This is a genomic window from Cupriavidus basilensis, assembly GCF_000832305.1.
Taxonomy (GTDB): domain Bacteria; phylum Pseudomonadota; class Gammaproteobacteria; order Burkholderiales; family Burkholderiaceae; genus Cupriavidus; species Cupriavidus basilensis_F.
Map to the genome: position 1 here is coordinate 2531162 of NZ_CP010537.1, position 14467 is coordinate 2545628.

14 protein-coding genes are annotated in these 14467 nt (G+C 70.4%); all 14 read right to left on the bottom strand.

The window, feature by feature from the left end; translation table 11 throughout:
* Positions 1–23: 23 nt before the first annotated feature.
* The 14 genes from RR42_RS31885 to RR42_RS31950 all read right to left on the bottom strand — a co-directional run bounded on the left by RR42_RS31885 (position 24) and on the right by RR42_RS31950 (position 14463).
* Positions 24–1004, bottom strand: a complete 981-nt coding sequence (locus tag RR42_RS31885; RefSeq protein WP_043355875.1) for a WD40/YVTN/BNR-like repeat-containing protein — start codon at positions 1002–1004, stop codon at positions 24–26.
* Between the two features lie 72 nt (positions 1005–1076).
* Positions 1077–2279: an acetyl-CoA C-acyltransferase gene (locus RR42_RS31890; protein ID WP_043355877.1), complete on the bottom strand. Its 1203-nt coding sequence runs from the start codon at positions 2277–2279 to the stop codon at positions 1077–1079.
* A gap of 19 nt (positions 2280–2298) precedes the next feature.
* The gene (locus RR42_RS31895) at positions 2299–2754 is read right to left on the bottom strand and encodes a MaoC family dehydratase (RefSeq protein ID WP_043355879.1); all 456 of its coding nucleotides are present in this window, start codon (positions 2752–2754) and stop codon (positions 2299–2301) included.
* Between the two features lie 305 nt (positions 2755–3059).
* The gene (locus RR42_RS31900) at positions 3060–3878 is read right to left on the bottom strand and encodes an SDR family oxidoreductase (protein WP_052495109.1); all 819 of its coding nucleotides are present in this window, start codon (positions 3876–3878) and stop codon (positions 3060–3062) included.
* 5 nt (positions 3879–3883) lie between these two features.
* Complete coding sequence (locus tag RR42_RS31905; RefSeq protein ID WP_043358290.1) at positions 3884–5110, bottom strand: acyl-CoA dehydrogenase family protein; 1227 nt, start codon at positions 5108–5110, stop codon at positions 3884–3886.
* Positions 5111–5121: 11 nt separating this feature from the next.
* Positions 5122–6366 carry an acyl-CoA dehydrogenase family protein gene (locus RR42_RS31910; protein ID WP_043355881.1) on the bottom strand — a complete coding sequence of 415 codons (1245 nt, stop codon included), beginning with the start codon at positions 6364–6366 and terminating at the stop codon, positions 5122–5124.
* Between the two features lie 14 nt (positions 6367–6380).
* Positions 6381–7256, bottom strand: coding sequence for an SDR family oxidoreductase (locus RR42_RS31915; RefSeq protein ID WP_043355882.1), 876 nt, complete (start codon positions 7254–7256; stop codon positions 6381–6383).
* Between the two features lie 50 nt (positions 7257–7306).
* Positions 7307–8458, bottom strand: a complete 1152-nt coding sequence (locus tag RR42_RS31920) for an acetyl-CoA C-acetyltransferase (RefSeq protein WP_043358291.1) — start codon at positions 8456–8458, stop codon at positions 7307–7309.
* Between the two features lie 22 nt (positions 8459–8480).
* The gene (locus RR42_RS31925; RefSeq protein WP_052495111.1) at positions 8481–9590 is read right to left on the bottom strand and encodes an acyl-CoA dehydrogenase family protein; all 1110 of its coding nucleotides are present in this window, start codon (positions 9588–9590) and stop codon (positions 8481–8483) included.
* Between the two features lie 54 nt (positions 9591–9644).
* On the bottom strand, positions 9645–10814 hold the full coding sequence (locus tag RR42_RS31930; protein WP_043355883.1) for an acyl-CoA dehydrogenase family protein: 1170 nt from the start codon (positions 10812–10814) through the stop codon (positions 9645–9647).
* Between the two features lie 9 nt (positions 10815–10823).
* Positions 10824–11642 carry an enoyl-CoA hydratase family protein gene (locus RR42_RS31935; protein ID WP_052495112.1) on the bottom strand — a complete coding sequence of 273 codons (819 nt, stop codon included), beginning with the start codon at positions 11640–11642 and terminating at the stop codon, positions 10824–10826.
* Positions 11643–11654: 12 nt separating this feature from the next.
* On the bottom strand, positions 11655–12764 hold the full coding sequence (locus tag RR42_RS31940; RefSeq protein ID WP_043355887.1) for an NAD(P)H-dependent flavin oxidoreductase: 1110 nt from the start codon (positions 12762–12764) through the stop codon (positions 11655–11657).
* Complete coding sequence (locus RR42_RS31945) at positions 12761–13651, bottom strand: enoyl-CoA hydratase (protein WP_043355888.1); 891 nt, start codon at positions 13649–13651, stop codon at positions 12761–12763. Before RR42_RS31945 ends, RR42_RS31940 begins: the two co-directional genes overlap by 4 nt.
* An 8-nt stretch (positions 13652–13659) precedes the next feature.
* A complete protein-coding gene (locus RR42_RS31950) occupies positions 13660–14463 on the bottom strand; it encodes a CoA-transferase subunit beta (RefSeq protein ID WP_043355889.1) in 804 nt (267 codons plus the stop codon).
* Between the last annotated feature and the right edge of the window lie 4 nt (positions 14464–14467).

Genomic DNA, 14467 nt, shown 5'->3' on the forward strand with positions numbered 1-14467 from the left:
GCGCTGTTGGTGCGGCGGCGGGATCAGGGCGCGGCGTCCGGCGCCAGGGTGCAGCGGGCAATCCCCGCGTTGCCGGCCAGCGTCAGGACATGCCCGCCGGCAGCCGGGATGAGCGCGGCCAGCGTCTGCGCGCCGCCGCCCGACACCGGCTTGAAATGGCGCCCGCCATCGGCCGAGACGGCCAGCATGCCGCCCTGGCCGGCCACCGCGATGCGGCCGTCGGCGAGTTGCACGCCACCGAAGAACGAGGTCTTGAGCCCCACCTCGGCGGCCTCCCAGGTCGCGCCGAAGTCGGCGCTGCGCAGCACGTTGCCGCGCATGCCATAGACCAGCCAGGCGCCACCGCGCAGCGGCAGCACGCCGTAGAGCGAGCCCGCGTAGGGCACCTTGACCGCTTCCCAGGTGCCACCGCCATCGGCCGAGCGCAGCACCAGGCCGTTCTCGCCCACCAGCATCATGCGGCCCTGGCTATCGCCGGCGATGCCGTTCAGGTGCTTGTCCTGCATCTGCGGCGTGGCGGCGGACTGCCAGTGCGCGCCCTGGTCGTGCGACACCAGGAAGCGCCCGAAGCTGCCGATGGCGAACCACGGTCCGGCCGCCTCGCCCCAGACGCCCAGCAGGGGGTCCGGCTGCGCCGCATCGAAGGCTACTTGCCGCCAATGCTCGCCGCCGTCGGTGGTGCGCAGGATCCAGCCGCCGTGGCCTACCGCCACACCGACCCTGTCGTCCTTGCCGAGCGCGAAGGCAAGCTGCGTGAGCGCGGCGCCATGCTCGGGCGTCACGCTGGCGCGCCGCCAGTGCGCACCTTCGTCGTCGCTGAGCAGGATGGTGCCGCGCTCGCCCACCGCTACCAGGCGGCTGCCGGCCCGGGCGATGCCATTGAGCTGCAGCCGGTCCGCTCGCAGCGCGGTCGCGGCGAAGGCTGGCAAGGGCCGCGGCGAGAAGGACCATGCCGCGGCGGCCAGTACCGTCAGCGACATGGCGATGCCAATCACTTTTTTCATTGTCGTCTCCTCCGTGCCGGGGGGCATGGCCGGCCTTGTGCCGGCCGCTCGCACTGCCACCGGCAATGGCCGCTACAGCACGTCGAACAGCGCGGCGGCGCCCATGCCGCCGCCGACGCACATCGTCACCACCGCATGCGCGGCACCGCGCCGGCGCGCTTCGAGCAAGGCGTGCGCGGTCATGCGCGCGCCCGACATCCCGAACGGATGCCCGATCGCGATGGCGCCGCCGTTGACATTCAGGCGCGCGTCGGGAATGCCGAGCGTGTCCCGGCAGTACAGCACCTGGCAGGCAAAGGCTTCATTCAGCTCCCACAGGCCAACGTCCTTGACCGTCAGGCCGTGGCGCGCCAGCAGCCTGGGCACGGCGAACACCGGGCCGATGCCCATCTCATCCGCCGCGCAGCCAGCCACGGCCATGCCGCGATAGCGCCCCAGCGGGCGCAAGCCACGGCGCTCGGCCTGTTCACCACTCATCAGCAGCACGGCGGCGGCGCCGTCCGACAGTTGGGAGGCATTGCCCGCGGTGATGTGGAGCCCTTGCGGCACCGTGCGCCCGCCACTCCATACCGGCTTGAGCGCGGCCAGGCTGTCGGCGCTGGTATCGGGCCGGTTGCATTCGTCCAGCGCGAGGCGCACGGTTTCGTACCCGGTGAGCGCGCCCGCCTTGTCGAACAGCGCGCGGCGGGTCTCCAGCGGCACGATCTCGTCGTCGAACAGGCCCTGGCGCTGCGCCTCGGCGGTGCGCTGCTGGCTGCGCAGCGCGTATTCGTCCTGCGCGGCCCGGGCAATGCCATAGCGTTGCGCCACCACTTCGGCGGTCTCGATCATCGCCATATAGGCGTCCGGCTGCCGCGCCAGCACCGCCTCGGATTGCGCGCGATAGGCGTTCTTGTGCTTATTCTGCGTCAGCGAGATCGACTCGGCGCCGCCGGCCACCACGATATCGGCCTCGCCGCAGATGATGCTTTTCGCCGCCGTGGCGATGGTCATCAGCCCCGACGAGCACATGCGGTCCATGGTCATGCCCGGCACGCTGTCGGGCAGGCCCGCCGCCACCGCGCACAGCCGGCCCAGGTTGTAGCCCTGCGTGCCCTGCTGCGCGGCGGCGCCGATCAGTACATCGTCGACCTCGGCCGGGTCGATCCCCGCCCGCTCCACCACGGCGCGCACCACGTGAGCGCCCAGCGCCGGCGCCTCGGTATCGTTGAAGGCGCCGCGGAATGCCTTGCCGATGGGCGTACGCGCCACGGCGACAATGACTGCTTCTCTCATGCTGCTTTCCTTGGAAGGATCAAAAGTAATAGCGGCTGATGGTGTCGGCCACGCAAGCGGGCTTATCCTCGCCCTCGATTTCCACGCTGACGCGCACCACCGACTGCACACCGCCGGGCAGCGCCTCTGCGCGCACCAGTTCGCCCACGCCACGCAGGCGCGAGCCGACCCGCACCGGCGCCGGGAAGCGCACCTTGTCGCAGCCGTAGTTGACGCCCCAGCGCAGGTTCTCCACCGTCAGGATCTCCGGCAGGAACTGGTTGACCAGCGACAGGGTGAGGTAGCCGTGCGCGATGCAGGCACCAAAGGGGCCTTGCGCGGCGCGCCCGGGATCCACGTGCAGCCATTGGTGGTCGCCGGTGGCCTGGGCAAAGCCATCGATGCGCGCCTGCGTGATGACGGTCCAGGCGCTGTGTCCCAGTTGCTCGCCCACGGCGCGCATCAGCGCCTCGGCGCCATTGAATACTCGTGTCATGCCTCTCCTTGCCTTGCTGCTTCCCTGTTGCGGGGGTTCCTGCTCCGCACCGTCGCCGATCTCCATCGCTGGTTTGCTCCCCTCTCCCACTTGTGGGAGAGGGGCCGGGGGAGAGGGCGGGCGCTCGTCACGCTGTCGTGCCGTCAAAAACCACGGGCTTCGCTTCAAGTGGCTCCTAGCTAAGCCACCCCTCTCCCCGGCCCTCTCCCCCTGAGGGGAGAGGGAGAGACAGCCGTCGTCATGGCGCGCGGCTTTGGCCTGCTCCGCGGCTTCGGCCGATGCCTCTGGTTTTTCTCCGATAGCCGCTACGCCCGCTGACTGCTCACAGGCAACACTTCGCCCGTCATGTACGACGCATAGTCGCTAGCCAGAAACACCATCACGTTCGCCACCTCCCACACCTCGGCCGCCCGCCCGAACGCCTCGCGCGAGGCCAGCTCCCGCAGCAGCTCCGCTGGCGCCGACTTGCGCAGGAAATCGTGCAAGGCGATGCTCGGCGCCACCGCATTGATGCGCACGCCGAACTCCGCAGCCTCCACCGCGCTGCAGCGTGTCAGCGCCATCACGCCGGCCTTGGCGGCGGCGTAATGGGCCTGCTCCTTCTGCGCTCGCCAGCCCAGCACCGAAGCGTTGTTGACAATCACGCCGCGCCGGCGCGCCTGCATATGCGGCAGCATGGCCCGCGTCATGCGGAAGGTGCCGGTAAGCGTAATGTCGAGCACCCGCGACCATTCGGCATCGTCCATCTCGACTATGCGGCGCGAGCCGCCCAGCCCGGCGTTGTTGATCAGCACATCGGTGCCGCCCAGGGCCTCCTCGGCCGCCGCCACCAGGGACCGCACCTGGGCCTGGTCGGAGACGTCACAAAGCTGGCCATGGATCGCCTGCAGGCCGGTTTCGGCGCGCAGGGTTGCCACGGCCTCGTCGAGCCGCTTCTCATGGATATCGGAGATCATCAGCGCGCGGCAGCCCTCCTCCGCGCAGCGCCTGGCGGCAGCGAAGCCGATGCCCGCGCCGGCGGCGGCGGTAATCAGCACGCTCTTGCCGGCCAGCAGCTGGTGGCCGGCCACATAAGCCGGCGGTGGGATCGGGGTGCCGGCCATGGCCGGTTGCTTGTCTGCCATTTCAGTCATGACTGTCCTCTGGCCTCGCGGGGCATGCCCAGCCCGCGCTCGGCGATGATATTGAGCTGGATTTCGTTGGTACCGGCGTAGATGGTGTCGGCGCGCGAGAACAGCGCCATCTGCTGCAGGCGCGTGCGGCGCGCGTCGGCTTCGTCGATCCGGTTAGCGTTGGGGCCAAGCACGTCGAGCGCGAGCTGGCCCAGGTCGCGGTGCCAGTTCGACCAGTAGTACTTGTAGATCAGGGTCTCGCGCTGCAACGGCGCGCCGCCATCGCCGCCACCGCCGCCACCGCCCTGCTCCGCGCCTTCCAGCATGCGCAGCGCGTTGTAGCGCATCACCCGCAGGCCGGCCCAGGCGCGCGCCATGCGCTGGCGCAGCGCCGCGTCCTGCCAGGCGCCGTTCGCGCGCGCGGCCTCGGTGATCCAGCCCAGCTCGTGGGTGAACTGCATCTGCTGGCCCAGGGTGGAGATGCCGCGCTCGAAGCCCAGCAGCGCCATGGCGATGCGCCAGCCGTCGCCCGGCGCGCCCAGCACATCGGCGGCGGCGGCGCGTGCGCCATCGAAGAACACCTCGTTGAACTCCACGCCGCCACCCATCTGGCGGATCGGGCGGATCTCCACGCCCGGTTGCGCCAGCGGCATCAGCAGGAAAACCAGGCCCTTGTTGCCGCGCGACGCCGGATCGCAGCGCGCCAGCACGAAGATCCAGTCCGACTCGTGGGCCAGCGAGGTCCACACCTTCTGCCCGCTCACGCGCCAGTCGCCGGTGGCAGGATCGCGCTCGGCGCGGGTGCGCACATTGGCGAGATCGGAGCCGGCGCCCGGCTCCGAGTAGCCCTGGCACCAGAATTCGGTGCCGTTGCGGATGCCCGGCAGGAAGCGGGCCTTCTGCGCCTCGCTGCCGAAGGCGATCAGCGTGGGACCGATCAGCCCTTCGCCGATATGGCCCATGCGGCCGGGGCCGCCGGCACGCGCGTACTCCTCCTGGAAGATCACCTGCGACATCACCGGCAAGCCGCGCCCGCCGTGCGCCTGCGGCCAGCCCACGCAGGTCCAGCCGCCTTCGGCCAGGCGGCGCTCCCAGGCCTTGCGCAGCCCGGGATGCGCCTCTTCGTCGCCGGGGCCGCCGCGATGCTTCAGGCAGTCGAATTCGCCGCGCAGGTTGGCGGACATCCAGTCCGCCACCTGCGCGCGCAGTTGCGCCTGCCCGGCGCAGGCGCTTTGGTTTTCCATCGAGTCCATGCTTATCCTTGCAGTGCTGAGTCTGCGCATGCGGCCGGCAAGCCATCTGCGATGCAAGCGAGCGCGGCCGCCGAGCCCCCCAGCCAGCCGCCGGCGGCTTGCGCGCGCTTGAAATAGAGCTGGGGGTCGTACTCCCAGGTAAAACCCACGCCACCGTGCAACTGGATGGCCTCCTGGGCGCAGAAGGCGAAGGCATCGCCGGCGGCAAGGCGTGCCGCGGCTACATCGAGCCTGGCTGTGTCCATCGCGCCACCTGCAGCGCCACCTGCAGCGCCACCTGCCACACCCGCCTGCCAGGCCCGCGCGGCGCCATGCACCGCGGAGCGCGCCGCCTCCACCGCCACCATCATCTGCGCGCAGCGGTGCTTGACGGCCTGGAAGGCGGCGATCGGCCGGCCAAACTGGATGCGCTCGGCGGCATAGGCCACGGTAAGGTCGAGGCATTGCTGGGCGCCGCCGAGCTGCTCGGCGGCGAGCATCAGGCTGCCGTGCCACACGGCCGCGCCGACTCCCGCCGCCACCCCGGCGCCTTGCGCCAGGCAAGCGTTCGCGTCCACACGCAGCCCGTCGAAGACGAGATCGGCCAGCGGGCGGGTACGGTCCAACACGTCCAGGCGGCGCAGCCCGAAGCCTGGCTGGCCTGCCAGCGCTGCGGTTTGCAGCAGGAACAGCGCCGGCTGCCCTGCCGCGTCACCGCACAGGCGCGCGGGCACCAGCAGCCAGTCCGCGCCAGCGGCGTCGAACACCTGCGCAAGCTGCCCGTCCAGCACAAAGCCATCCCCGGCCACGGCGGCAGTGACGCTCAGCGCATCGGCATCGAGCAAGCCGTGCGCGCAGGGCGCCATCCAGGCAGGCAAGGCGAGCGCAGCCCGCGCCTCGCCCTGCGCCAGCCGCGCCAGCCACGGCGCGGCGGCCTCGGGCGCGAGGCTGCCCGCCAGCGCCGGCGCCGCCAGGCAGATGGCCGACCAGTACGGCACACAGGCCAGCCGCTGGCCCATCTGCTCCATCAGCAGCGCCAGTTCGACAGCGCCCAGCCCGGCGCCGCCGGCCGGCTCCGGCAAGGCGATGCCACACCAGCCCAGCTCGCCGGCCATCTCCCGCCACAGGGCGGTGTCATGGCCGTCCCGCGCCGCGCCGGCAACCGCATCCACCACCCGCCGGACCGCCGCCGAATCGCTGCGCACGGCCAGGAAATCGCGCGCGGCGTCGCGGATCATTTGTTGTTCCAGGGAGAGCGTGAAGCGCATCGTGCGTCCTCGCCTCAGGTGCCGTAGACGCGTTGCGCGGGCTCGGCGCGGGCGAGCAGCACGTCGATCACGCCCCCCAACTCGGCCGCTTGCCAGCGCGCGCCCTTGTCGGTGCTCACGCCGGTGCGCCAGCCTTGCGCCACCGCCACCATGCCGCCCGACGCCTCGAACACGCGGCCGGTGACATGGCGCGAGGCCCGGCTGCCAAGCCAGACCACCAGCGGCGCGATATTGGCCGGGTCGTAGTAGTCGAAGCCTTCGGCCGGCGCCTTCATCACCTGCGCGAACACGTCTTCGGTCATGCCGGTGCGGGCCGCCGGCGCGAGCGCGTTGGCGGTGATGCCATAGCGCTCCAGCTCCGCCGCCTGCACCAGCGTCAGCGCGGCAATGCCGGCCTTGGCGGCGGCGTAGTTGGACTGACCCACCGAGCCTTGCAGCCCGGCGCCGGAGCTGGTGTTGATGATGCGCGCATCGACCGGCCGCCCGGCCTTGGCCGCGTCGCGCCAGCGCCGCGCCAGCAAGTTGGCCAGGCAGAAGTGGCCGCGCAGGTGCACGCGCATCACCTCGTCCCAGTCCGCCTCGCTCAGGCTGACGAACATGCGGTCGCGGCAGATGCCGGCGTTGTTGACCAGCACATGCACCTCGCCAAAGGCCGCCAGCGCGGCATCGACGATGCGCTGGGCCGTGGCCAGTTGCGTGATGTCGTCGTCGCTGGCGAGCGCCTGCCCGCCTTGCGCGCGGATCTCCCCGCATACCGCCTCGGCCGCCTCGCGGCGAATATCGTTGACCACCACGCTGGCGCCTTCGGCGGCGAAGGCCAGCGCGTAGGCGCGCCCCAGGCCGCCGCCGGCGCCGGTGATGATGACGGTCCGTGCGTCGCAGATTCCCATGTCGCTACTCCCCTTATCCGTTGCTTGCGCCAATGCCCCGCGAACCCGGCTCACAGGCGCTCGATGATGGTGACGTTGGCCAGGCCGCCGCCCTCGCACATGGTCTGCAGGCCGTAGCGGCCGCCCGTGCGCTCCAGTTCGTGCAGCAGCGTGGTCATCAGCCGCGCGCCGGTTGCGCCCAGCGGATGCCCCAGCGCGATGGCGCCGCCGTTCGGGTTGGTGCGCTCGGCCGGGTAGCCGGTCTCGGCCAGCCAGGCCATCGCCACCGAAGCAAACGCCTCGTTGATCTCCACCACGTCGATGTCCTCCCAGCGCAGGCCGCTGCGCGCCAGCGCGCGTTTCGTCGCGGGAATGGGCGCGGTCAGCATCCACAGCGGGTCGTCGCCCATCACGCTCATATGGGCGATGCGCGCGCGCGGCGTGAGCCCGTAGCGCTTGAGCGCATCTTCGGAGACCACCAGCAATGCCGCCGCCGCGTCCGCGGTCTGGCTGGAAACCGCAGCGGTCAGCGCGCTGCCGGGCATCAGCGGTTCGAGCGATGCCATCTTGGCGAGCGAGGTATCGGGCCGCGGCGTTTCGTCGTGGACCACGCCTTCGCAAGGCACGATCTCGCGCTGGAAGCGGCCGCTCTCGATGGCCTTGGCTGCGCGCTGGTGGCTTTGCAGCGCATAGGCCTCCATCGCCTCGCGCGACAGCTGCCAGTGCCCGGCGATGCGCTGCGCGGCGTGGAACTGCGACACCGGCTGGTCACCGAAACGCGCCTGCCAGCCCCCGCTGCCGGAGAACGGATCGGCAAAGCCAAGCGCCTGCCCGGCCAGCATGGCCGATGAAATCGGGATCTGCGTCATGGTCTGCACGCCGCCGGCAATGACCACGTCCTGGTTGCCGCTCATCACCGCTTGCGCGGCGAAGTGCACGGCCTGTTGCGACGAGCCGCACTGGCGGTCCACGGTCACGCCGGGCACGGCCAGCGGCAGCCCGGCGGCCAGCCAGGCGCTGCGGGCGATATTGCCGGCCAGCGGCCCGATGGTGTCGACGCAGCCGAACACCACGTCGTCATACTCCGCAGCCGGGATGGTGTTGCGGCCCACCAGCTCGGCCAGCACGAAGCCGCCAAGGTCGGCCCCGTGCATGTGTGCCAGGCCACCCTTGCGGCGTCCGGTCGGGGTGCGCAGCGCGTCGACGATATATGCATCTCTCATGGTCATTCGGTCATTCCGCCTGTCAAAGTGTTGATGCCAAGTTGGCTGTAGTGGCAAAGGTGGCAAAGGTGGCGCCGGCCCCGATCGGCACGGCCGCCCCGAGGATGTGCGCGTCCACGCGCGCCTTGTGCAAGGCCCGGTCGCCCCAGCTGTCGGCCAGGGCCCAGGCGCGCTTCATGAAGATCTGCAGGTCCAGCTCCCAGGTGTAGCCCATCGCGCCGTGCACCTGCATGGTGTTGCGTGCCGCGAGCAGCGCGGTGCGCGTGGCGGCCAGCAGCGCGTGCGACACATGCAGCCCGGCGGTGCCATGGCCTTGCGCCAGCGTGCAGGCCGCGCGGTACACCACCGGCTTGGCGAATTCGTGCTGGATGGCGACATCCGCCAGCAGGTGCTTGAGCGCCTGGTTGGCGCCGATGGCCTTGCCGAACTGCTTGCGCTGGATGCTGTAGTCGATGGCGATATCCAGCATGCGTTGCGTCAGGCCGAGCATCTGCGCGGCGACGCCGAGCGCACCGCGATTGAGCGCGGCTTCCCACACGGGCTTCGCGGCCGTCGCGCTCAGCACCAGGCTGCCGGCGTCCGGCGCCCAGCCGAGCGCGAAGAGCCGGCGTGAAGGATCGAGGCTGGCATGCGCGGTGAGCGTGGCCTGCGCCGGCAGCACCAGGTGCAGCGCGCCGCCGTGCTCGCACAGGATGGCATCGGCGACGTGGGCGTCAGCCACCAGGGCCTGGCCCGGATGCGCCACCGCCACGCGCGCGCCGCCGTGCGCGATGCGGCGCAGCCAGCTTTCGCAGCGCTCGCGGATGCCTGCGTCCTGCGTGGCGGCGTGGCAGTCCGACAGCATGCCGGCCGCTACCAGCGCGGTGTCCAGCAGCGGCTCGGCCAGCGCGAAGTAGCCGCACTCCTGCGCCAGCGGCGCCCATTCGGTTTCGGACAGCCCCAGGCCGCCGCAAGCCTGCGGCACCAGCAACGCCGTCAGGCCCTGCGCGGCCAGCCTCTGCCAAAGGGCATCGGAGCGGCCGCTGGCGCTGCTCCACTGTTCCCGCGTCAGCTCTGGCGTCACTTCGGTCATCAGGAAGCGCCTGATTGAATCGACGAACTGCTGCTGCTCTTCGTTGAATGCGAATTCCATCGTGGTTCACGGTTGGGTCAAGGACGATGTCAGACTGGCTGCCGCCGCGCGCGCTCAGGCGCGCGGCATCCCCAGCAGGCGTTCGGCGACGATGTTGCGCTGGATCTCATTGGTGCCCGCGTAGATCGGCCCCGCCTGCGCGAACAGGAAGCCGTCCAGCCAGGCACCGAGCGTGCCTTGCGCCGCGTCTTGCGCGGGCACCAGTTCACCGCGCTGGCCGAGGATCGCCAGCGCGGTTTCGTGCATGCGGATATCCAGCTCGGACCAGAACACCTTGTTGGTGCTGGACTCCGCGCCGATATGCCCGCCCTTGGCCAGCCTGCTGGCGGTGGCGTAGGTGGATAGCGCATAGGCCTCGGTATCCATCCAGGCCCGCGTGACGGCGTCGCGCAATGCGGGGTCGCGGTCGGCCGATTCCCGGTGTTCCTGGTAGAGCCGGACCAGCGCGCGCGCGGTCTCCTGGAAGCGCGCCGGGGAGCGCAGCATCAGCCCGCGCTCGAAGCCGGCGGTAGCCATCGCCACCTGCCAGCCCGCCCCCTCCGCCGCCAGCCGGTTCTCCGCCGGCACCCGCACATCGTCGAAGAAGATCTCGGCAAAGCCGGTCAGGCCGTTCAGCTGGCGGATGGGCCGCACCGTGATGCCGGGCGTATCCAGCGGCATCAGCAGGAACGTCAGGCCGTGGTGGCGCGACGACGCGGGATCGGTGCGGAACAGGCCGAACAGCCAGTCGGCCCAGACCGCGCGGGTCGACCAGATCTTCTGCCCGTTAAGCACGTACTCGTCGCCCTGCCGGATGGCGGTGCAGCGGATCGCGGCCATGTCGGAGCCCGCGTTCGGCTCCGACCAGCCCTGCGCCCACACGTGCTCGCCGGCGGCCATGCGTGGCAGGAAACGCGCCTTCTGCTCCGGCGTGCCGAACTCCATCAAGGTCGGCCCGAGCAGGAAGATGCCGTTCTGGTTGACGCGCATCGGCGCGCCAGCCCGCCAGTACTCCTCCTCGAAGATCAGCCATTCGATCAGGTCGCAGCCGCGTCCGCCCAGTTCCTTGGGCCAGGTCACCATGCTCCAGCGCCCCTCGTACAGGGTGCGCTCCCAGTCGCGATGCTGCGCGAAGCCTTCGGCGGTGTCGAAGCTGGCCAGCGGCGCGCGCGGCACGCGCTCGGCCAGCCAGGCACGGATCTCGGCGCGAAAGGCCTGCTGGCGTTCGGTGTATTCGAGATGCATCGGGCAACCTCAGGCGTTGACAGTGGAAGCCTGCGCCGCGAAGCGCGCTTCGCGCCCTTCCACGAAGGCGGCGCGCGCCTCGTCGGAATCCGCGCTCATATAGGCTTGCAGCGTGAAGCCCTGCTCCCAGCGGTACTTGTCCTCCAGGTTGCCGTCCTCCACGCCGTTGAGCGCCTCCTTGGCCAGGCGCACCATGGCCGGGCTTTTCTGCGCGATGCGCCGCGCCATCTCCAGCGCGGTATCGCGCAGCGCCGTGCGCGGCACCACCCGCTCCACCGCGCCCAGGCGGTAGGCTTCGGCGGCGTCGATCATGTCGCCGGTGAAATACATCGCCCGCACCTTCTGCACGCCAAACATGCGCTGCAGGTGGGCACCGCCGCCCATGGCGCCACGGTCGATCTCGGGCACGCCGAAGCGCGCGCACTCGGCGGCGATCAGGATATCCGCCGCGCCGCAGATGCCGATGCCGCCACCAAGCACGAAGCCGTGCACCGCCGCGATCACAGGCTTTGGATTGCGATGGACCGCGCGGAAGGTGACGTAGTTGCCGGCGTTGACCGCCACGATGCGCTGCGGGTGGGCCGCCAGCTCCTTGATGTCGACCCCGGCGCAGAAACCCCGGCCCTCTGCGCGCAGCACGATCACGCGCACGGCGTCATCCCTGCCGAGCCGCTCGATGGCCGCCGCCAGCGCATGCCAGCCCGCGCTGTCCAGCGCGTTGACCGGGGGATGGGCGATCGCCAGTTCCGCCACGCCGTCCCGCACCTCGATGTGAAAGGGCTCGTTACCGGCCAGTGCTACAGGCTCGCTTGATCTCGTCGTTGTCATGAACGTCTGCCTTCAATGGATGGCTTGGATGGGATTGCCGCGTTCCGGCCTGGCGCTGGATGGTCCCGTCAGCGCGCCCAGGCGCGCCTGGGCCTGCGCGGCAATGCGGGCAACGATCTGCTCGCAGGATTCGATGGCGCCAATGGCCGCCGCGGCCTGTCCGCTCGGCAGCACGCCTTCGTCGGGGTGGCCTTCGACCATGGCGCGCTGGATCAGCACGGGCGCGTTGGCCGCCATCAGCGTTTGCGCCGTGGTGTAGTCGTGCTGGCGCAGCGCGCGCCAAGCCACCGCCAGCATCTGCGCGAGCCCCATGCCGCTGTGCTGGCGCCACTGGCGGGCGGTAGCCAGCGCCATCAGCGTGCGGCGCAGCGCTCCGGCCTGCTCCAGCGCCAGCAGCAGGCGGTTGTCGATCATCCGTTGCGGCAGGCCGTCGATGGCAAGCGAGACGCGGATCTGCGCCGCATCCCGGACTGCCAGGTAGCGCTCCAGCGTTTGCGGCGGCACCGGCGACTCGCCGGACATCAGGAAGCGCGTGCCCATGGCGATGCCCGCCGCGCCGTAGGCCAGCGCCGCGGCCAGCCCGCGGCCGTCGAAGAAGCCGCCCGCGGCCACCACCGGCACCGCCACCTTGTCCAGCACCTGCGGCAGCAGCAGCGTGGTGGGCGTGCCGCCCGTATGCCCGCCGCCCTCCCCGCCCTGCACGGTCACCACGTCGGCGCCCAGCTCCACGGCCTTGGCGGCGTGCTTGGCCGCGCCCACGGTGGGCATGCACACCACGCCCGCGGCCTTGAGCCGGCCGATCATCGCGGCGTCCGGCCCGCGTCCGTAGCTGACCGCGCGCAGCCGGTGGCGGATGGCCATCTCGACCACCTCGTCGGCGTTGGGCTGGAACATATGGAAGTTGATGCCGAAGGGCTGGCTGGTGAGCGCCTTCACCCGCAGGATCTCTTGCTCGACTGCGCCCGGCTCGATGGTGGCGCCGGCCAGGAAGCCGAAGGCCCCGGCATTGCTGCTGGCGGCCACCAGGCGGGCATCGGCCACCCAGCCCATCGCGGTCTGCACGATCGGGTAGCGGCAACCCAGCAAGTCGCACAGCACGGTATGCAGGGGCGCGCCGCTCATGCCGCCTTCTCCTCGCCGGTGCGTTGCGAAGCCGCCATGGCGCGTGCGTCGAAGCCGCCCAGCTTGTCGCCGCTGACCAGCTCGTTGTGGGCATGGGCGAAGTGGTGCCAGGCAAAGGCAGCGTCCATGGCCGCGCGCTTGCCCTGCAGTTCCTCGACGTGATTGATGGCCTGCTTGGTGAGGCTCAAGCCCAGCCGCGGCATCTGCGCGATCTTGGCCGCCATGCCCTGCACGGTGGCATCCAGCGCCGCGCGCGGCACCACGCGGTTGACCATGCCCATCTGGTAGGCGCGCTGGGCATCCATGCGCTCGCCCATGAAGAGGAATTCCTTGGCGATGCGCGGATTGAGCTCGTAGGCGTGCGCGAAATACTCCACACCCGGAATGCCCATGCGCACCACCGGATCGGCAAAGAAGGCATCGTCCGACGCCACGATCAGGTCGCACACCCAGGCCAGCATCAGGCCACCGGCAATGCAGGCGCCGTGCACCATGGCGATGGTCGGCTTGGGCAGGTCGCGCCAGCGCCGGCACATGCCGAGGTAGACCTCCTGCTCGCGGGTGTAAAGCATCTCGCCGCCCGGCTTGCCCACATGGTCGGGCCACAGCGAAACGCGCTCGAACGACTCGCCAATGTCGCGCCCCGGCGTGCCGATATCGTGCCCGGCCGAGAAGTGCTTGCCGGCCCCGCGCAGGATCACGACCTTGACCGCATCGTCCGCCGCCGCGCGCCGGAACGCTTCGTCCAGCGCGTAGGTCATCTTGGAGTTCTGCGCGTTGTGGTACTGCGGCCGGTTCATGGTGACGATGGCCACGCCGTCGGCCGCCTCAAAAAGCACCTCGGCGTTGGGGCCCAGCCCAAGGGATTCGTTAGCTTGCGATGACATGGTGTTCCTCACGCGGCGCGCACGGCCGGGTTCTCGCGCACGATGGCGGCGCGCAGGTTGTGCGGATCGAGCCGGCCGATGACGGCCAGCTCATCCGCGGTGGGCGCGGGGGTCTGCGGCAGTATTTCCCCGGATGGGTTGGCCAGTGCGAATCCGGTGGCCGCCCGCACCTGCTCCAGGCTCACGCCAGGATGCAGCGAGCGCACGCGGATGGCGTGATCGGGACCGGTGAAATCCATCACGCACAGGTCGGTCACGATCACCCGCAGGTCGACAAAGCTGCGCATGCCTTCGATCTGGCGCGCCGGGTTATAGCCCACGCTGCACACCATATCGACCTCGCCGGCCACAAAGGCGCGCGGGCTGTGCGCCGGCACAAAGAAGGAGTTGGCATGGTGGATGCTGTTGCCGGGAAAGCCGCGTGCGCCGAGCAGTTGCTTCTTTGGCTGCGCATGGGTGCCGCCGAGCATGGAAATATTGGCCTGGCCGAAGCGATCGATCTGGGTGGGCATCACCAGCGCATGCCGACGCCCGCCCCACAGGCAGTCGAATACGCGCGCATAGCCCATCCAGCCGCTGGCGCGCACCTTGAAGCCCGGCTCGCGGCGCCCCAGCGGCACCGGCTCTTCCACCAGATAGGCTTCGCCGTCGGTCAGCATCAGGCCAGGGTTGTGCAGCAACCGCGCCAGCCCGGCCGCGATGCGCGGGCCGGTGCCGATGCCGGTGGCCATGACCTCGCCGTCGTCGCGCCAGGCACGGGCTGCGGCGGCGATCATCAGTTCGGCGAGAGTGAATTGTTGAGTGGCGCTCACGATG